Raw genomic sequence first — 18,284 nt, 5'->3', positions numbered from 1 at the left:
ACGCACAGGTTTCCAGATGGCAGATCAACGTTCCTTTCCCGCCGGCGATGAAGGCCTTGTCGAGAAGAAGGTCGAAAGCGTCACGCTCCACGAAGGCAAGTTCCTGACCCTCAAGTGCGATACCGTCGAATTGCCCGACGGCAAGCATGCGACGCGCGAGTTCGTCGAGCATCCCGGCGCGGTCATGATCCTGCCGGTCTTCGACGACGGCCGCGTGCTGCTCGAACGGCAGTTTCGTTATCCGGTGGGGCAGGTGCTGCTGGAGTTTCCGGCAGGCAAGCTCGATCCGAACGAAAGCGAACTGAGCTGCGCGAAGCGCGAACTGCAGGAAGAGACCGGCTATACGGCGCGCGAATGGACCTTCCTGACGCGGATCCATCCGGTGATTTCGTATTCGACGGAATTCATCGACATTTATCTGGCGCGCGGTCTCGTCGAAGGCGATGCGCGGCTCGATGAAGGTGAGTTTCTCGAAACCTTCATCGCCGACGAAGCGCAACTGATGCGCTGGGTGAAGGACGGCAGCATCAGCGATGTGAAGACGATCATCGGCGTGTTCTGGCTGGAGAAGATTCGCTCGGGTGAATGGCAGCCGGGCCAGCCAGCGCAGGGTTAAGACACGGATTCAACCGACACAGGCGGCCCACCAGCCGCCTGTGTCGTTTCTGGCCATGCGAGGCAGCGCGCTGGCCGAGCGGATAGAATGAACGACCGGCCCAATCCGGTTATGATTTTCGATCCCACCGCGTTTTAGTACGCTCGTTCATAAAGTCCGTGAACTGAGCTACACTCCATGAAGCCTGAATAGCATGAAGGTCCTCGATTTAAAGTGTGCGCACGATCACCGGTTCGAAGGCTGGTTCGCCTCCACGGAGGAGTTCGAGTCGCAACTGGCGCGCAAGCTCGTCGCCTGCCCGGTGTGTTCGGCGACTGACGTCAGCCGTATGCCGTCCGCGCCGCGTCTCAATCTGTCTTCGGCGCGGAGTGAGACAGCGCAGAAGGCGGTGAACGCGCCTGCTGCAACTGACGTACAAGCCCGCGCGTTGCATTTCATGCGCGAGCTGATGTCGAAGACCGAGAACGTGGGCGAGCGGTTTGCCGAGGAAGCGCGGCGCATTCATTACAACGAGGCGCCGGCGCGCAACATTCGCGGCGTCACCACGCCTGAAGATGCGCACGCGTTGCTCGAAGAAGGAATCGACGTTTTGCCGTTGCCTGTTCCGGACGCACTGAAGGAGCCGCTGCAGTAAGCATCGCGCGCGGTGTTCTCCATGGCCCGGATGCGGGTCATGAACTTTGCAGCGGACCGGAGATGCGCAGAAGCGCCCACTCCGGCCGAGTTCTGCATGGGACCGGAGACAAGCGCGCATGGACCTCAGCTACTCGCCTTCCGACGACGCCTTTCGCGTCGACATTCGCACCTGGCTCGAAGCCAATCTTCCGCGCACGCTGCGCGACAAAGTTCTCCATCACAAGCGCTTGACGCGCGACGATTACATCAGCTGGCACAGGCTGCTTGGTGCGCGCGGCTGGTCGGCTGTCGCGTGGCCGACTGAATACGGCGGCCCCGGCTGGAGCGTGACCCAGCGCCATATCTGGGACGAAGAGTGCGCCCGCGCGGGCGCGCCTTCGGTGCTGCCGTTCGGCGTGTCGATGGTTGCGCCGGTGCTGATGAAATTCGGCAGCGTCGAACAGCGGTCTTACTATCTGCCGCGCATTCTCGACGGCACCGACTGGTGGTGCCAGGGCTATTCGGAACCCGGCGCGGGCTCGGACCTGGCCTCGCTGCGCACGCGCGCGGAACGGCGCGGCGATCACTACCTCGTCAACGGCCAGAAGACCTGGACCACGCTCGCCCAGCACGCCGACATGATGTTCTGCCTCGTGCGCACCGACCCCGACGCGAAGAAGCAAGAAGGTATCTCATTCCTGCTGATCGACATGAAGACACCGGGCGTGACCGTGCGCCCGATCATCACGCTCGACGAAGATCACGAAGTCAACGAGGTCTTCTTCGAGGACGTGCAGGTGCCGGTGTCGAACCGCGTCGGCGATGAAAATCGCGGCTGGACCTATGCGAAGTATCTGCTCGGCCACGAGCGCACGGGCATCGCGCGGGTGGGGCAGTCGAAACGTGAAATGCAGTTCCTGAAGCGGCTGGCGCTGGATCGCACGCAAGGCGGCAAGCCGCTGCTGCATGATCCGTTGTTCGCCGCCAAGGTGGCCGCGCTCGAAATCGAGCTGATGGCGCTCGAAGTGACGGTGCAGCGCGTGGTGGCGAGCGAGGCGGGCGGGCAGGGGCCGGGGCCCGAGGCGTCGATGCTGAAGATCAAGGGCACGGAAGTGCAGCAGGCGCTGACCGAACTGATGGTCGAGGCCATCGGCCCGCAGGCCGCGGCGTTCGATCCCGCGTTCCTCGAAGGCGAACGCGCTCACAGCCTCACCGGCGACGACGATGCCGCGCCGCTCGCCGCGTATTACTTCAACTTCCGCAAGACATCGATCTATGGCGGCTCGAACGAGATTCAAAAGAACATCATCGCGCAGATGATCCTGGGACTCTGAGGAGCGGCGCATGGACTTCACTTTCAGCGACGAACAGCAGCAATTTGGCGATGCACTGCGCCGTTATCTGGACCGCGAATATCCGTTCGATGCGCGGCAGAAGATCGTGGCATCGGCGGCGGGTGTCGATGACCGACACTGGCGCGCGCTCGCCGAACTGGGCGTGCTCGCGTTGCCGGTACCCGAAGCGCAGGGCGGTTTCGACGGCAATCCGGTGGACATGCTCGTGGTCATGCAGGAGCTGGGGCGTGCGCGGGTGGTCGAGCCATACTGGGCCACGGCGGTCGGTATCGAGGCGTTGCGGCGCGGTGCGCGTGAGGGCAGTGCGACCGCGACGGAGCTGCTCGAACGCGCGGGTCGCGGCGAGATAAAACTGGCGGTCGCGTTCAACGAGCCGCACGCGCGCTACGATCTCTTCGACCTGCGCACCATCGCCACGATGGACGGCGACACGTTCACGCTCACAGGCACGAAGTCGATGGTGCAGCACGGCGCGCAGGCCGATCACTGGATCGTTCCGGCGCGGCTGGACGGTGAAGTGGCGCTGTTCATCGTCGGGAAGGACGCGGCGAACGTGCGCATGACGGAGTACCGCACGATCGACGGACAGCGCGCCGCAACCCTCGTCTTCGACCACACGACCGCTACACGCCTCGGCAACCGCGACACCGGCGCGGCCACGCTCCAGCGGATCGCCGATCACGCGTGCTTCCTGCTCTGCGCCGAAGCGCTCGGCGCGCTCGATGCGCTGCATCTCGCCACCGTCGCCTATAGCCGCGAGCGCCAGCAGTTCGGCATGCCGATCGGGCGCTTCCAGGCGTTGCAGCATCGCATGGTGGACATGCTGATCCATATCGAACAGGCGCGGTCCATCACCTACCTCGCGGCCGCGCATCTGCAAGACGATGACGCTGACCGCCGCGCCCGGACCATCAGCGCCGCGAAGGCGCGCATCGGGCAGGCCGCGCGATTCGTCGGCCAGCAGGCGGTGCAGTTGCACGGCGGCATGGGCGTGACCCACGAACTGCCGGCGGCGCACTGGTTCAAGCGGCTCTCGATCATCGAGACGACGCTCGGCGATGTCGATCATCATCTCGCGCGCTTCGCTTCGTTGCGCGCATTCTCCATGACCGAAGACTGACGTGCAGCGAGGAGACAGACATGAAATACGCCTATGAAGATTTCGATATCGGCAGCGCGGTGGTCCTGAGCGCGCATACCTTCACGCGCGAGGAGATCGTCGGCTTTGCGGAGCGTTACGATCCGCAGCCGTTCCATCTGAACGAAGCAGCGGGCGAGGCCTCGCATTTCGGCGGACTGGTCGCGAGTGGGTGGAACACCTGCGCCGCGATGATGGGCATCCTGGTGCGCGACATGGTCGGCGACTCGACCTCGATGGGTTCGCCCGGACTCGACAACATTCGCTGGCTCAAGCCGGTGCGCGTCGGCGACGCGGTGCGGCTGACCGTGCGCGTGCTCGACAAGCGCGTGTCGAAGAGCAAGCCGGACCGCGGCATCGTGCAGACGCGCTGGGAGGCCCACAACCAGCACGGCGAACTCGTGCTGACGGTCGATTCCGCCGCGCTCTTCGGCCTGCGCCATCCGGCTGCCGAAGCATGAGCGTCGCCTCGTTGAAGAGCGCGGCGGACGTGTTCGCGGCAGTCGGTACCGCGCGCTATGTGAGCGAATGGACCCTGATCGATCAGGCGCGCGTGAACCGCTTCGCCGATGCCACCGACGATCATCAATGGATCCACGTCGACGTGGAGCGCGCCGCGCGCGAGTCGCCGTTCGGCGGCACGATCGCGCATGGTTTCCTCACGCTCTCGCTCGTGCCGATGTGGCTCGTTCAGTGCGTGCCACTCGCTGCGCGCGTCAGCGTCAACTACGGGCTGAACCGCGTGCGCTTCATGTCGCCGGTACGCGTGGGTTCCCGGCTGCGTGCGAGCTTCGAAGTGGAGCAGGCGAGCGAAGTCGAACCGGGTGGCGTGCAGGTGACATGGCGCGTGACAGTGGAGTGCGAAGGCGCCGACAAGCCCGCGTGCGTCGCGGAATTCATCACGCGCCACGCGTTCTGACTACGCGACCCTGCCGAACTCCAGCTTGGCGATGGCGTTGCGATGCACTTCGTCGGGGCCGTCCGCGAGCCGCAAGGTGCGCGCCGACGCATACGCGTAGGCGAGCGGAAAGTCGTCGCTGACGCCGCCCGCGCCGTGCGCCTGGATGGCCCAGTCGATGACCTGGCACGCCACGTTCGGCGCGACCACCTTGATCATCGCAATCTCGCCGCGCGCGCTCTTGTTGCCAACGGTGTCCATCATGAAGGCGGCCTTGAGCGTCAACAGGCGAGCCTGTTCGATCATGATGCGCGCGTCGGCGATGCGCTCCTGCGTCACGCCATGCTGCGCGATCGGCTTGCCGAAGGCCACGCGTTCGAGCGTGCGCTTCGTCATGAGTTCGAGCGCGCGTTCGGCAAGGCCGATCAGCCGCATGCAGTGATGAATGCGGCCGGGTCCGAGCCGTCCTTGCGCGATCTCGAAGCCGCGGCCTTCGCCGAGCAGCAGATTGGCGGCGGGCACGCGCACGCTTTGCAGCGTGATGTCCATGTGACCGTGGGGCGCGTCGTCGTAACCGAACACATGCAGCGGCCGATGCACGGTGACGCCTTGCGAATCCGCGGGCACGAGAATCATCGACTGCTGCGCGTGTTTCGGCGCATCGGGATCGGTCTTGCCCATCACGATATAGATCTTGCAGCGCGGATCGCCCGCACCCGACGACCACCACTTGTGACCGTCGATCACATAGCTGTCGCCGTCGCGCACGATGCTGCACCGGATATTCGTCGCATCCGACGAAGCCACTTCCGGCTCGGTCATCAGGAACGCCGAACGGATCTCGCCGCGCAACAGCGGCTCCAGCCATTGGGCCTTCTGCGCCTCTGAACCATAGCGCTCGATGGTTTCCATGTTGCCGGTATCGGGCGCGCTGCAGTTGAACACTTCCGGCGCCCAGGGCACGCGGCCCATGATTTCGCACAGCGGCGCGTATTCGAGATTCGTGAGACCGGCGCCGCGTCCCGACGATGGCAGGAACAGATTCCACAGACCCTCGGCGCGCGCGCGTTCCTTGAGCGATTCGATGAGGCGCGTCGGCACCCATGCATTGCCCGCCGCGCGATTTGCCGCGACTTCGTCGGCATAAGCGCGTTCGTTCGGATAGATGTGCGCGTCGAAGAAGGCCAGCAATTTCTCGCGCAAGGCTTGCACTTTGGGCGTGTAGTCGAAGTTCATCGATGGTGTCTCCCGGTTCGTCAGCGGCCGACTTTCTGCGCGTACTGCCAGGCGAGTTCCGCCATCGGCCGTGCGCGCTGGCCGGCGTCGATAGCCTGCGCGCTCGCGGCGGTGCCATCGACGACGCGCTTCATGATGCCTTGCAGGATCGCGGCAATGCGGAACATGTTGTACGCGAGGTAGAAGTTCCAGTCGCCTTCGATCGCGAAGCCGGTGCGTTCGCAGTAGCGCTTCACATAGGCGTCTTCGTCCGGAAGGCCGAGCGCGGCCCAGTCGAGTCCCGCGATGCCGCGAAACTGCGACGGGTCCACGTGCCACGCCATGCAGTGATAGGCGAAATCGGCGAGCGGATCGCCGAGCGTCGAGAGTTCCCAGTCGAGCACCGCGAGCACGCGCGGTTCGGTCGCGTGAAAGATCAGGTTGTCGAGGCGGAAGTCGCCATGCACCACGCTCACGCGCGGCTCGCCGCTGTGCGGCACGTGTTGCGGCAGCCAGTCGATCAGGCGGTTCATCGCATCGATGTCGCCGGTCTGCGAAGCGAGATACTGCTTGCTCCAGCGGCCGATCTGCCGTTCGAAGTAGTTGCCCGGCTTGCCATAGCCAGACAGTCCGGCGGCATCGACATCCACCGTATGCAGCGCGGCGATCACGCGGTTCATTTCGTCGTAGATCGCGGCGCGCGCCGCGCGCGACAGACCCGGCAGCGACGGGTCCCACAACACGCGGCCTTCGACATAAGCCATCACATAGAACGCGCGGCCCATCACGCTTTCGTCCTCGCACAGCGCGAGCATGCGCGCGACGGGCACGTCAGTCGCGGCGAGGGCGTCCATCACGCGGTATTCGCGCTCGATCGCATGCGCCGACGGCAGCAGCTTCGCCGCGGGCCCGGGCTTCGTGCGCATTACGTAGCTGCGTTGGGGCGTGACGAGCTTGAAGGTGGGATTGGACTGACCGCCGGCGAACTGCTCGACCGTGAGAGGCCCGCCGAAGCCCTCGACGTGCGCTGCGAGCCACGCGGCGAGCGCGCCGGTGTCGAAGCGCTGCTGTTCCTGCACGGGACGCGTTCCCTCGAACGCGGAGTAATCCTGCATCGTCTCCTCCGTGTTGCGCGGCGCCGTCAGTTCGTGTCGCCGGCCTTGTAGCGGATGAATTGAGCGTAAAGCAGTTCCATCGTCGTATTGCGCACGTCGGCGTGCAGCGGCGATGGCGGCGCGTGATTGATCGCGTGCACGACCCAGTCGCCGGCCTTCTCGCCGACATCGAGTGCGTTGATGCAGCCGGTCGCCTGCGACAGATGCCCGAAGAACGCGCGCCCGCCCGCCGTGATCGCGTGTGACAACAACGCGCGATTGACGCCGCCGTGCAGCACGAGCAGCACCGTGTCCCACGCGGCGTCCGCACGCAGCCGCGCGACGGCGGGCAGCGCGCGATCCAGCAACTGGCCGATGGTTTCGCCGCCGAGGAACTGCGTGTCTTCAGCCACGACGCCATCGAACACCGAGAGAAACGCCCGCTCGATATCGGCGGTGGTCAGGTCCTTCAGGTTGCCGCCGCGAATTTCCTGCCAGTCGGGCCAGGTTTCGATATCGGCCTGCTGGCCCGTTTCCGCGAGCACGCGTTGGGCGGTCTCGACCGTGCGCGGCAGCCCGCTCACGATCACCCGGTCGAAACGCACCTGCTGCGCGGCGAATGCTCGGCCCGCCGCGCGCGCTTCCTCGCGTCCGCGTTCGTTGAGCGGCACGCTTTCCGGATCGATTGCGCGGCCGCTGTCGTCGAAGTAGGTGACGTCGCCGTGACGCATCAGGAAGATGCGGCGTCGCCGTGGCAGCTCGTAGTGGGCCATGGTTCAGCGGTAGTTCGGCTGGCGTTTGTCGAGGAACGCGGTGATGCCTTCGAGCGCGTCGCCGTGATGGAGGGCGTCGACGAAACTGTCGCGTTCCATGTCGAGATGCGCGGGCAGCCCCTGCGTCTCGGCGGCGCCGATCAGCGCCTTGATGCGCGCCAGCGCTTTCGGCGAGACGCTGCCGAGATCGTCGGCCCAGGCGATGGCGGCATCCAGCGCAATGCCTTTCTTCGTCAGCCGGTTGACCACGCCCACTTCATGCAGCCGCACCGCGCCGATCGGCTTCGCTTCCAGCAGCACTTCGCTCGCGAGCGTGCGCGGCAACGCGCGCGCCAGGAACCACGATGCGCCGCCATCCGGCGTCAGGCCGACGCGCGCATACGACATGACGAAGCGCGCGTCATCGGCGGCGACAATCAAATCGCACGCGAGCGCCAGCGAAAACCCTGCGCCGGCCGCCGCGCCTTCGACGGCCGCGATCACCGGCTTGGTCGAGGCGCGCAGCGCGCTGATCCATTCGGCCAGCAAGTCGATGCTGTCGGCCTGCACCGACGGATCCTGCGCGCGGTTCTCGAGCAGGCGATTCAGATTGCCGCCCGCGCAGAAGAAATTGTCCGCGCCGGTCAGCACGATGGCGCGCACGCTGGTATCGCGCTCGGCCGCGTTCAATGCCTCGGTGCCCGCCGCGTACATGTCCGGATGCAACGCATTGCGCGCGCCCGGATTGGAGAGCTTCAGCACCAGCGTGGTGTCGCTGCCGGCCGGCCGGGATGTCAGTAGTTCGGCGCTCATCCGAGCTCCTCGATATGGGTAAGCGGAAGTCCGAGCTGGGCGCGCCGCGTGAGCCACGGAGAAGGGCGGTAACGCGGATCGCCCAGCACGCTGTGAATGTTGCGCAGGATCGTGAGCACCGTATGCGCGCCGAGCGTGTCGCCGAGTGCGAGCGGACCGTGCGGATAGCCGAGCCCGAGCGTCACCGCGAGATCGATGTCCTCGGGCGTCGCGATGCCCTGTTGCGCGATGTCGCAGCCGATGTTCACGATGGTCGCGACGACGCGTTGCGCGACGAAACCGGTCGAGTCGCGGATTACGCTGACCGGCACGCCGTCGACGGCGAACAGCGCGTGGGCGGCGTCGCGCATCGCGGGCGTGGTGGCGGGCGTCGTCATGACGGTGCGGCGCGCGACGGCGTCGAGCGGGAACAGCGTATCGACGGCCACGACGCGCGTGGCATCGAGATGTTCGTTGATGGCGGTGGTCGTGGCATCCACGCCGAGCGGCGTGACGACGATCAGCGAATCCGGCGCCGGTGTGTGGCCGGTATCGAGATGCACCGAGCAGTCGCAGCGCGCGATCAGCTTCAGCACTTGCTCGCGCCCGGCGGGCCACGCGCGGCTGATCCACACGCGAGTGGGCAGACGCGTGGGCGCGGCGGCTTCGGGCGGCACGTCGGGCTTGCCGTCGACATAACGGTAGAAGCCTTCGCCCGTCTTGCGTCCGACCAGCCCGCCTGCGAGCCGCGTGGCCGTGATCGGCGACGGCCGGAAGCGCGGCTCCTCGTAGAACTGGTGATAGATCGACTCCATCACCGGATGCGAGACGTCGAGCGCGGTGAGGTCGAGCAGTTCGAACGGCCCGAGCCGGAAGCCCGCCTGCTCGCGCATGATGCGGTCGATGGTCGCGAAGCTCGCGACGCCTTCGCTCGCCACGCGCAGGCCTTCGGTGTTCATGCCGCGCCCGGCGTGATTGACAATGAAGCCCGGCATGTCCTTCGCGCGCACCGGCGTGTGACCCATGCGGCGCGCGAGCGCCATCAGCGCATCGCCGGCATGGGCGTCGCCGCGCAGGCCGTCGATCACTTCGACGACGCGCATCAGCGGCACCGGATTGAAAAAGTGGAAGCCCGCGACACGTTGCGGATGCGCGCAACCCGCGGCGATCGCGGTAATCGACAGCGAAGACGTGTTGGACGCCAGGATGCAATGTTCGCCGACGGCGGCTTCGAGGTCGCGGAACAGCCCGCGCTTGATGTCGAGATTCTCGACGATCGCCTCGATGACGGCGTCGCAGCCGGCCAGTTCACTCGTGTCGTGGGCCTCGCGGATGCGCGCGAGCGCCGCGTGCGCATCGGCTTCCTTGAGCTTGCCCTTGGCGCTGAGGCGCGCGAAGGTATCGGACAGATAGGCGCGCGCAGCGGCGAGCGCCTGCGGATTCGTATCGTGGAGCAGCACGTTCAGGCCGCCGAGCGCGGCGATCTGCGCGATGCCGCGTCCCATCGCGCCGCTGCCGACGATGCCGAGCGTCTCGATGCGGTATTCGGGTTGACTCATGATGCGGTTCGGCTCCTTCGGAAGTGGACCACACAGGCCCGCGCGGCGCCGCGCCGGACGAGCCGTTCAGCGGCGCGCGGCGGACCGCGCGCCCTTGGTTAGAGCCGGGCGAGCCGTTCGAGCGCGAGCGCGAGCGTCTCCTCCTTCTTGGCGAAGCAGAAGCGCACGACGCCCGACTCATGGCTCTCGTGATAGAACGCCGACACCGGAATCGCGGCCACGCCGATCTCGCTCGTGAGCCATTGCGCGAATTCGGCTTCGGGCAGGTCGCTGATCTTCGAGTAATCGACGCACTGGAAATAGGTGCCGTCGCAGGGCAGCAGCGAGAAGCGTGAGTTCGCCAGACCCGCGCGGAAAAAGTCGCGCTTCTGCTGATAGAACGCCGGCAGTTCGAGATACGGCTTCGGGTTCTCGAGGTAATGCGCGAGGCCGATCTGCATCGGCGTGTTGACCGTGAACACGTTGAACTGATGCACCTTGCGGAATTCGGCGGTCAGTGCGGCGGGGGCCGCCACGTAGCCGATCTTCCAGCCTGTCACGTGAAAGGTCTTGCCGAAGCTCGACACGACGAAGCTGCGCTTGGCCAGTTCCGGATAGCGCGCAACGCTTTCGTGCGGCGCGCCGTCGTACACCATGTGCTCGTAGACTTCGTCGGACACGATCAGCACGCCGGTGCCGCGCACGATGTCTTCCAGCTTGCGCATGTCCTCGGCGCGCCACACGCGGCCGGTCGGATTGTGCGGCGTGTTGATCATGAGCAGGCGCGTCTTCGGCGTGATCGCGGCGGCGATCTTGTCGAACGGCAGCGCGTAGTCGGGCGCCTCCAGCGACACGAACACCGGCTTGCCGCCCGCGAGTTCGATGGCCGGCACGTAGCTGTCGTACATCGGCTCGATCACCACGACTTCATCGCCCGGATGCACGCAGCACAGTATGGCCGTCAGCAGCGCCTGGGTCGCGCCCGCCGTCACCGTGATTTCACGTTCGGCGTCGTAGGCGCGGCCGTAGAGCGCCTCGATCTTGCGGGCGATCGCCTGGCGCAGCGGCGCCGCGCCGGCCATCGGCGGATATTGATTGTGACCCTGACGCATCGCGTCGGCTACGGCATCGACGATGCGTGCGTCGCAATCGAAATCGGGGAAACCCTGACCGAGGTTCACCGCGCCTTTCTGTGTCGCGAGCGCGCTCATCACAGTGAAGATGGTCGTGCCCACGTTGGGCAGGCGCGACGGGAAGGCATCGGGTGAAGCGGGCGGCAGTTCGTGCGTGGCGTTCATGGTCATGTCGGCGGGTAGGTCGCGATATGGAATGCAGATGCGGAAAGCACGTTGAAGCGCGTGTGCACGCTATTTTAGTGCAGCGTCAGTCTGTGTCAGCCGATGGCCGCGGCTGCTTCGAGTTCCTGGACGAACGGCTTGGGCTCCGCGATGCGGAAACCGAAATCGCGCGCCACGCGGCGTGCGAGTTTCAGCACCGCCCGATCCTTCGAGACGAGCCACTGCGCACCGGATGCATGCGCGAGTTCGAGGAACTTCTGATCGTCGCGGTCCTTGCACTTCGGCAGCGGGGGCGCGTCTTCGGCCAGGCTGGCTTCGACGAGCGTCGTCAGGCGCGCAACGGTCGCGAGCGCTGTCGCGGCGTTCACTTCCATGCGCACGAACTGAGGATAGTCGAGCACGTGCGTGAGCTCCCTGAGACAGCGCCGGTCGATCAGCGCTTCGAGCGTGCGCGCTTCGAGGGCCGCGTGGATCGGGCGCGTGGCGGGGTCGTCGAACACGAGGATGTCGATCCATACGTTCGAATCGAGCACGACGCGCAGCGGTGACGGCGGCGATGACGGCTGCGGCTGCGGCGCGGCGGAATGGTCCATTCGATACAATCTGGGGTTTATGCCTATGATCGCCGGCGGCGTGCCGGCGACCCTCCATGATAATCGTTCTCTCGCCTGCCAAATCGCTCGACTACGAGACGCCGCCTCACGTCCGCAAACACACGCTGCCGCAATTCGTCGATGACGCCGCCGAACTGATTCACGGCCTGCGCAAGCTGTCGCCGCAGGAAATCGGCGGCATGATGAGCATCTCCGACCCGCTTGCCGCCCTGAATTTCCAGCGCTTCGCGGAGTGGTCGACGACCTTCGACACGCACAATTCGAAGCAGGCCGTGCTCGCCTTCAATGGCGATGTGTACGAAGGTTTCGCCGCCAAAAGCCTGTCGGCGAGCGACCTCGACTTCGCACAAAATCACGTGCGCGTGCTGTCGGGTCTGTACGGGCTGTTGCGGCCGCTCGACCTGCTGCAGCCGTACCGGCTCGAAATGGGCACGAAGTTTCCCAATGCGCGCGGCAAGGATCTCTACGCCTTCTGGGGCGAACGCATCACCACAGCGCTCAACGAGCAGCTGCACAAGCAGCGCGGCGCGCGCGTGCTGGTGAATTGCGCGTCGGGCGAGTATTTCAAATCGGTCAAGCCGAAGCAACTGGCCGCGCCGGTGATTTCGCCCGTGTTCGAAGACTGGAAGGGCGGCCGCTACAAGATCATCAGCTTTCACGCCAAGCGCGCGCGCGGCCTGATGGCGCGTTATGCGGTGGAGAACCGTATCGACGAGCCGGAAGCGCTCAAGGATTTCGACAGCGAAGGTTATGCGTTCGACGCGAAGGCATCGAACGATTCGACTTATGTGTTTCGCCGGCGCATCGCGGACTGAGCCCGACGCCCGCGATGACGCGAACACGACAGCAAAAGGACATCACCATGAGCATCTTCATTTCGAGCAACTTCGACGCGGGCGCGATCGACGTCCTGAACGCCGACGACCCCGCCGACATTCGCCTGCGCATTCGTCCGGACACGCAGGCGGACTTCGCGCAGTGGTTCTACTTCCGGGTGTCGGGCGCGCGCGGCGAGCGTCTCGTGATGACCTTCGAGAACGCGGCACAGTGCGCGTTTCCCGAAGGCTGGCGCGACTACGAAGCGGTCGCGAGCTATGACCGCGTTAACTGGTTCCGCGTATCGACGGAGTACGACGGGAAAGTGATGACGATCGATCACACGCCCGACTTCGACCGCATCTATTACGCGTACTTCGAGCCGTACAGCGAGGAGCGTCATTCCGAGTTTCTTGGCGCGGTCCAGCAGATGCCGCTCGCGACGCTGACCGAGATCGGCAGCTCGGTGCAAGGCCGGCCGATGTCGATACTCTCGCTCGGCATCCCCGATTTCGGCGACGCGCCGCCGAAGAAGAACATCTGGATCATCGCGCGCCAGCATCCGGGCGAGACCATGGCCGAATGGTTCGTCGAAGGGCTCGTCAAGCGGCTGGCGGGCTTCGGCGACTGGTCGGGCGATCCGGTGGCGCGCGCGCTGTTCGAGCGGGCCATCTTCCACATCGTGCCGAACATGAATCCGGACGGCAGCGTGCTCGGCAACCTGCGCACCAACGCAGCGGGCGCGAATCTGAATCGCGAGTGGATGGAGCCGAGCGCCGAACGCAGTCCCGAAGTGCTGGCCGTGCGCGAGGCGATCGCGGAGATGGGCTGCGACATGTTTTTCGATATCCACGGCGACGAGGCCATTCCGTATGTGTTCGTCGCGGGGTCCGAGATGCTGCCGGGCTTCACCGAACGGCAGGCAGCGGAGCAGAAAGCCTTCGTACAGTTCTTCAAGCAGGCGAGCCCGGATTTCCAGGACGTCCATGGCTACGAGGCCAGCAAGTATCAGACGGATGCACTCAAGCTGGCGTCGAAGTACATCGGCAATGAGTACGGGTGTCTTTCATTGACGCTCGAGATGCCATTCAAGGACAACGCCAATCTGCCGGACGAGAGCGTGGGCTGGAGTGGCGCGCGCAGCGCGGCGCTGGGTGCTTCGATGCTGCAGGCCATCCTGTGGCATGTGCAGGCGTTTGCGGATTAAGGTGTGTCTTTGGGTTCATACGTGACAGGGCGTGGCCACATCGTGTGACCACGCCCTGTTCGTTTGACTTGGGCTTCGCCCGCAGGCCATGCAGCTTAGTGCTTCTTGCTGCTGTTCTTCGTCGACTTCGTCTTCGACGTGCTCTTCTTGCCCGATGACTTGGTCTTGGCGCCGTGCTTGGACTTCGTGCTGCGCGTGGCGTGCGATTGCGGACGCAGCGGCGGCACGGGATCGTTCCAGCCGAACGCCAGCAACTGGCTGCCGACATACCCGCACCGGAACTTCAATGGCGTAGGGTTGCGCTCGTCGCTCTTCGGCATGCCCTGGCCTTCGACCGTCACGACGTTGTCCACCTTGATGCGCTGCTTCTTCTCGTCGAAGGAATCGTTCCACGGCTCGATGCCGGAGTGTGACGAATCGAACGACTCGGGAGGAAACTCGACGTGGTCGAACGCCGTGGACGTGCTGGCGATGAAGTTGCCGTGCGCGGCGCAATCCGCCACCAGCGGATTGGCGTTGAAGTCGATGACGAAGTGATGAATCAACTCGTTGCGTTCGTCGAGCGTATCGGCAAAGGCGGATACCCCGCATGCCAACGACACGCATACCGTCAACCGGCCGACGAGCCGCAGCAGCCGGCGCGGTGCGTAGTTACTATCCATCAGGTCTGACGCTAAGAAGACACGGCCAAGTAAGATGCGCCGTGTGGGGAAGGAGTTCAATCTTATCGTACTTTGCGCGCGTTCCGACCTTGAACGGACTGTAATGGAGCGAACCAGACCGTACGGAAGTGACTGCCAGGATGCCGGCGACGAGACTCAGACGCGCGGACCGCGATCCAGCCGATAGCGGCGCACGTCATACGTGGTGATCCAGGCGGGCTTGTAGACCGTAATGAGGATGGTGAGCAGGCCGGTGAAGAGGGCCTCGCCCGCGCCAAGCAGAAAGGAGCCGCGCATGAACGCGGCGGGCACGACAAAGGGGCCGGTAGCCAGCGCCATCTCGAGCAGCACGGTGGCGCCGCATGCGGCAGCGACCGCCGCCCCCGACGTGATGAAGCCATGACCTGCAATGAACGTGAAGAGGTTGCGCGGCAGCCATGCATTGCTCAGGCGATGAAGCAGCGTGGATACGCCCACCGGCAACGCGCCGAACAGCAGATACGTGGTCGCGATGTTGAGCCATGACGCGTCAAGCACGACGGCGGCGAGTCCGGTGGTTGCCGCCGTGCCGATCAGGGCGAGCCGCCAGTCGAACAACGTGACCATGAGGGTTGCGCCGAGCAGATGGATCACGGGGCCGTCGTCGAACCACGCGTTGCAGGCCCACAGCACCGTGACGGCGACGATGGTGCCGAGCCAGACGTGCTGTAGCGTGGCGTCCTGCAGACGCGTGAACGGACGTTGCAGGACGGCAAGCGCGAGCAGGCCAGCGGCGGCGACCCAGCTGCCAACCGTCAGCCACAGCGGTAGCGGTGTGTAGAAGAACCCCATGTCTTGCATATTACTCGTTGCGCGTGAAACGTGTGCGCAAAGGACGGACCCGTTTGCACGCTTTTTTCCTAGAACGGCGTTCGCGGTTCTGCGGCCATGGGCAGTGAGGCCGGATCGAGGTCGGTCAGTGAAGGGTAACGTTTGCGCGAGCGCCTCAATGGAATGATGCCGGGTTCGCCGGTCACGACGGGCATGGGCTGCTCGTCGAGGTCACGCAGAATGGCGAGATGCGGATTCAGCACGCCGTTGTAGATGGCGACGGCCGCCGCGCGATTGCTTGCGCCCAGTTGCTGGAAGATGCTTGCAAGGTGGATCTTCACGGTGCCTTCGCTGATGCCCAGCGTCTTGGCGATCATCTTGTTGGTGCTTCCCATATGGACGCAGCGCATGATCTGCTGCTGCCGCGGCGACAATGTGGGATGGTGCCGGACCTTGAGCCACTGTTTCTCGACCCCTTGCGCGCGCCGCGCCGCGATCTCGCGCGTGAGATCGGGATCGACGATATCGGCCGGGATGTAGTGGCCGCCCACCAGCACCATCTCGAGCGCGCGCAGGATCAGCGCGGGGTCGAGCGCCCGTGGCACGATGCCCATGGCGCCGGCGTTCATCAGCGAGTACACGAGTCCCGCGCTGCAACGGTCGATCATCACGGCGGCGGGCACGCGCGGGACTTCGTCCAGGATGGACTGCAGGTCGTAGGCGCGCAGGTCCGATGTCCAGTCGATCATGACCATGTCAGGGCTGGTGCGCAGCAGTAACGAACGAGCTTGTCTCCAGTCCTTCGACTCGTTGAACTGCGCTTGACGAGCGATACGGCGCAGCAAGGTTTTGAGGCCCGCGCGGCGTTCTGCGTCGGAACCGATGATATTGATATTCATGCTTGACCTCGTGTCAAAAATGCCCCGCACGCGCCTCCGCGCCGGGATTGTTATCGCCTATATGGCAGGCGTTTCGGCAATATTGACAAATTCCGGGCCGTTCCGCGCCCTAGCCGAATGGCATAGGCATAAATACACAAAACCCCGCACAGGGCGGGGTTTGTTGAGTTTTGGCAGCGGGTTCGCGCGTCAGTGGAAGTGAGGCTGCGCGGGTTCGGCGTCCTCGGGCATCTCGGCGTGAACGATCTCGCCAAGTGGGTCTGCGTAAAGCGGCACGCCGCAGTCGTCGCAGAACTCGGGCTCGAAGCGCCCGGCATGACGGCGCACGTCCGTCACGCCCGCCTTCTTCAGCAACTCGACGATCTCCTCGACCGGGCCGTTCGCGCCTTCGAGTTCGGCGGTGTCGTCTTCCATGCCGAGTTCGCCGTTCTCGCGGCCATACAGCGGCCAGACCACACCGTAGATGACGTCATTGCTGCCGCGACGCGTGAAGCCGATGCGGTACTCATCGATGCGTCGCTCGCCAAACCCGGCGATGACCGCACGCAGATCCTGCGGCGCCGTCCCGAGCGTATCGAACAGATAGCGGACGGCAGTCCGCACGGTATGCGGGCGAACTTGCTCGTCGGCATCGCGGCAGGCCGAATAGTAGGCATCAGGCAGCAAGCACTCGAATTCGCAGCCCGGAAGAATGGCGGCGAAACTCGGACCGCCTTGCGTCGTCCATTGTTCGAGGCATTGCCCTCGTTCGACCCGGCTGCCGTTTTCGTCTTCCTGCCAGCGGAAGAACGCGGCGCCCGACGGCACCACGAGCAATGCGAGCAGGAAGCGCGGATCGGCCAGGATCGGGGAGGTTTCGGGAAGATCGGCGAGGTTCAACCGGATGGTCGCGCCGCCCAGGGCGCCTTGCAGCAGCTGTTGCGCGAGCCGGGCTGTGTCGACATGATGGCGCGGCAACTGGTCAATGCTGTAAAGATAGGGCGCCACGGCGACACGCACGTCCGCGGCGAGGATGTGCGCCTGCATTTGCGTGCGCAGGGCGTCCACGGCATCGCTCTTGAGCGCGCCCGACGGAATGGCATAGCGCGTCCAGGCGAGCACCGGGGCGGCGATCAGGAGCGTTTCGTGGGGCGCGCCGTCAATGTCGACGGAGAACGACTCGCTGTGCGTCTCGGCCATGTCGGCGAGTGCGCCGTAAGCGTCGGGATGATTTTGCTGAAGGTGATCGAGCGCGGCATCGAGCGTGGTCTGATTGCCGTTGCGCACGAGCTTGGCGATGAGCGTGTCGAGGCGGGCTTCCCAGAAGCGATCCTCGACGCGGCTGCCGGACGCGAAGAGCGCGAGGGAGAGGCTGACGAGCTTGTCGGCGTCGGGGGGAATACGTTTGGCGATTCGCGAGCGCATATCGGTACTGGAATGAGTTAGTGCGGTGAACCTTTGATTGTAGTCGCTCCGCCGCAGCTTTTACCGCTGGCCGTTTGGGTAACGCCGGGGTAGGGGAAGAGATGCATGAATCGATGCGCACGATTTTTTTCGATGCTTCCCTTGCGCTTCTCGATTCGGCTAACTAGAATTCCGTTCCTTCGCGATTCGATGAACGCGAAGGGAGCGGGAAAGGCGGTTTGGAGGTGGCGTTGTGGGGCAGGTGGTTGAATGCACCGAGCGCGGTTGGCGAGAAAGAAAGTTCGAATTTCTTGTTGACAGACTTCAAAACGTTGTTCATAATCTCGTTTCTCTGCTGCTGATGCAGCGACGCAAGACGGAAGTGCAGTGATTCTGTTCTGCGATGTGCTCTTTAAAAACTAACAGCCGATAAGTGTGGGCGCTTGATGCGAGTGCGGTTGTGGTTCTTCGGAACTACGGCATATAGCAAAAGTATCAAGAGTCTCACACGAAGTATCAGAGGAAGGTTTTTGTCTTGGGACGTGTCTTGAGGCATTAATCATCGTCAGTACGTTGAGTGAG

General features: G+C 64.5%; 19 protein-coding genes. 8 read left to right on the top strand and 11 right to left on the bottom strand.

Translation table 11 applies throughout. The features are described from left to right. Positions 1-16 precede the first annotated feature (16 nt). The 6 genes from QCE63_RS09940 to QCE63_RS09915 all read left to right on the top strand — a co-directional run bounded on the left by QCE63_RS09940 (position 17) and on the right by QCE63_RS09915 (position 4,643). Positions 17-616 carry an NUDIX hydrolase gene (locus tag QCE63_RS09940; protein WP_309832614.1) on the top strand — a complete coding sequence of 200 codons (600 nt, stop codon included), beginning with the start codon at positions 17-19 and terminating at the stop codon, positions 614-616. Positions 617-809: 193 nt separating this feature from the next. After that, on the top strand, positions 810-1,250 hold the full coding sequence (locus QCE63_RS09935) for a DUF1178 family protein (RefSeq protein ID WP_309832612.1): 441 nt from the start codon (positions 810-812) through the stop codon (positions 1,248-1,250). A gap of 118 nt (positions 1,251-1,368) precedes the next feature. After that, positions 1,369-2,565 carry an acyl-CoA dehydrogenase family protein gene (locus QCE63_RS09930; RefSeq protein WP_309832611.1) on the top strand — a complete coding sequence of 399 codons (1,197 nt, stop codon included), beginning with the start codon at positions 1,369-1,371 and terminating at the stop codon, positions 2,563-2,565. Positions 2,566-2,575: 10 nt separating this feature from the next. Beyond that, positions 2,576-3,706 (top strand): acyl-CoA dehydrogenase family protein, encoded by a 1,131-nt coding sequence (locus QCE63_RS09925; protein ID WP_309832610.1) that lies wholly within the window; start codon positions 2,576-2,578, stop codon positions 3,704-3,706. A 20-nt stretch (positions 3,707-3,726) separates the two neighbouring features. Next, a complete protein-coding gene (locus QCE63_RS09920; RefSeq protein ID WP_309832607.1) occupies positions 3,727-4,185 on the top strand; it encodes a MaoC family dehydratase in 459 nt (152 codons plus the stop codon). After that, complete coding sequence (locus tag QCE63_RS09915; protein WP_309832605.1) at positions 4,182-4,643, top strand: MaoC family dehydratase; 462 nt, start codon at positions 4,182-4,184, stop codon at positions 4,641-4,643. The genes QCE63_RS09920 and QCE63_RS09915 overlap by 4 nt, the downstream gene beginning before the upstream one ends. Here QCE63_RS09915 and QCE63_RS09910 read toward each other — a convergent pair whose 3' ends face one another. The 7 genes from QCE63_RS09910 to QCE63_RS09880 all read right to left on the bottom strand — a co-directional run bounded on the left by QCE63_RS09910 (position 4,644) and on the right by QCE63_RS09880 (position 11,904). Further along, positions 4,644-5,858 (bottom strand): acyl-CoA dehydrogenase family protein, encoded by a 1,215-nt coding sequence (locus tag QCE63_RS09910; protein WP_309832604.1) that lies wholly within the window; start codon positions 5,856-5,858, stop codon positions 4,644-4,646. A gap of 20 nt (positions 5,859-5,878) precedes the next feature. Next, positions 5,879-6,952: a phosphotransferase gene (locus tag QCE63_RS09905; RefSeq protein ID WP_309832602.1), complete on the bottom strand. Its 1,074-nt coding sequence runs from the start codon at positions 6,950-6,952 to the stop codon at positions 5,879-5,881. Between the two features lie 26 nt (positions 6,953-6,978). Further along, on the bottom strand, positions 6,979-7,704 hold the full coding sequence (locus QCE63_RS09900; protein ID WP_309832601.1) for a histidine phosphatase family protein: 726 nt from the start codon (positions 7,702-7,704) through the stop codon (positions 6,979-6,981). A gap of 3 nt (positions 7,705-7,707) precedes the next feature. Continuing rightward, positions 7,708-8,496 (bottom strand): oxepin-CoA hydrolase, alternative type, encoded by a 789-nt coding sequence (locus QCE63_RS09895; RefSeq protein WP_309832600.1) that lies wholly within the window; start codon positions 8,494-8,496, stop codon positions 7,708-7,710. Next, complete coding sequence (locus QCE63_RS09890; RefSeq protein WP_309832599.1) at positions 8,493-10,034, bottom strand: 3-hydroxyacyl-CoA dehydrogenase; 1,542 nt, start codon at positions 10,032-10,034, stop codon at positions 8,493-8,495. Before QCE63_RS09890 ends, QCE63_RS09895 begins: the two co-directional genes overlap by 4 nt. Positions 10,035-10,132: 98 nt before the next feature. After that, a complete protein-coding gene (locus QCE63_RS09885) occupies positions 10,133-11,311 on the bottom strand; it encodes a pyridoxal phosphate-dependent aminotransferase (protein WP_309832597.1) in 1,179 nt (392 codons plus the stop codon). A 95-nt stretch (positions 11,312-11,406) separates the two neighbouring features. Further along, positions 11,407-11,904, bottom strand: coding sequence for a putative toxin-antitoxin system toxin component, PIN family (locus tag QCE63_RS09880; protein ID WP_309832595.1), 498 nt, complete (start codon positions 11,902-11,904; stop codon positions 11,407-11,409). A gap of 56 nt (positions 11,905-11,960) precedes the next feature. On the opposite strand from QCE63_RS09880, the gene yaaA reads away from it, so the two are divergent. Together yaaA and QCE63_RS09870 are read left to right on the top strand one after the other, a co-directional pair. After that, positions 11,961-12,740 (top strand): peroxide stress protein YaaA, encoded by a 780-nt coding sequence (gene yaaA, locus QCE63_RS09875; protein WP_309832594.1) that lies wholly within the window; start codon positions 11,961-11,963, stop codon positions 12,738-12,740. A gap of 47 nt (positions 12,741-12,787) precedes the next feature. Continuing rightward, positions 12,788-13,948 (top strand): M14-type cytosolic carboxypeptidase, encoded by a 1,161-nt coding sequence (locus QCE63_RS09870; protein ID WP_309832592.1) that lies wholly within the window; start codon positions 12,788-12,790, stop codon positions 13,946-13,948. A gap of 95 nt (positions 13,949-14,043) precedes the next feature. Here the strand turns inward: QCE63_RS09870 and QCE63_RS09865 are convergent, their stop codons facing one another. From QCE63_RS09865 to QCE63_RS09850, 4 genes are all read right to left on the bottom strand, one after another. Next, positions 14,044-14,610: a BspC domain-containing protein gene (locus tag QCE63_RS09865; protein ID WP_309832590.1), complete on the bottom strand. Its 567-nt coding sequence runs from the start codon at positions 14,608-14,610 to the stop codon at positions 14,044-14,046. Between the two features lie 156 nt (positions 14,611-14,766). After that, a complete protein-coding gene (locus QCE63_RS09860) occupies positions 14,767-15,441 on the bottom strand; it encodes an energy-coupling factor ABC transporter permease (protein WP_309833759.1) in 675 nt (224 codons plus the stop codon). 68 nt (positions 15,442-15,509) lie between these two features. Beyond that, the gene (locus tag QCE63_RS09855) at positions 15,510-16,319 is read right to left on the bottom strand and encodes a response regulator transcription factor (protein WP_309832589.1); all 810 of its coding nucleotides are present in this window, start codon (positions 16,317-16,319) and stop codon (positions 15,510-15,512) included. A gap of 189 nt (positions 16,320-16,508) precedes the next feature. Then, positions 16,509-17,723 carry a DUF2863 family protein gene (locus QCE63_RS09850; protein WP_309832587.1) on the bottom strand — a complete coding sequence of 405 codons (1,215 nt, stop codon included), beginning with the start codon at positions 17,721-17,723 and terminating at the stop codon, positions 16,509-16,511. Between the last annotated feature and the right edge of the window lie 561 nt (positions 17,724-18,284).

Origin of the sequence: Caballeronia sp. LZ065, assembly GCF_031450975.1 — a bacterium.
GTDB lineage: Bacteria > Pseudomonadota > Gammaproteobacteria > Burkholderiales > Burkholderiaceae > Caballeronia.
The sequence above is the reverse complement of the archived record's forward strand: the minus strand, read 5'-3'. Positions and strand labels throughout refer to the sequence as shown.